The sequence below is a fragment of the Salmonella sp. SAL4457 genome (genome assembly GCF_046548235.1).
GTDB classification, from domain to species: Bacteria; Pseudomonadota; Gammaproteobacteria; order Enterobacterales; family Enterobacteriaceae; genus Salmonella; species Salmonella enterica.
In genome coordinates this window covers 1-263 of record NZ_JBGDZO010000683.1, presented here as the reverse complement: position 1 = coordinate 263, position 263 = coordinate 1, and the positions used below count along the sequence as shown (strand labels likewise).

1 protein-coding gene is annotated in these 263 nt (G+C 69.6%); it reads left to right on the top strand.

Features of this window, described 5'->3' with window-relative positions:
* Nucleotides 1-263 (top strand): nucleoside recognition domain-containing protein (locus ACLJNW_RS25915; protein ID WP_410961468.1); only part of this gene is annotated, 263 nt, incomplete at both ends.

Below are 263 nucleotides of genomic sequence, written 5' to 3'. Positions count from 1 at the left end.
CGCCTGCGCGGCTTCGTGGTGCGGGCCGGCAAGGTGATCATCCTGGTCAGCCTGGTGATCGGCGGCCTGAACAGCATCACCCTCGACGGCAAGCCGGTGCAGGGCGACATCGGCCATTCCGCGCTGGCCAGCGTCAGCCAGCGTCTCACTCCGCTGCTGGCGCCGCTCGGGGTGCAGCCGGACAACTGGCAGGCCACCGTCGGCCTGGTCACCGGGGCGATGGCCAAGGAAGTGGTGGTCGGCACCCTGAACACCCTCTACAC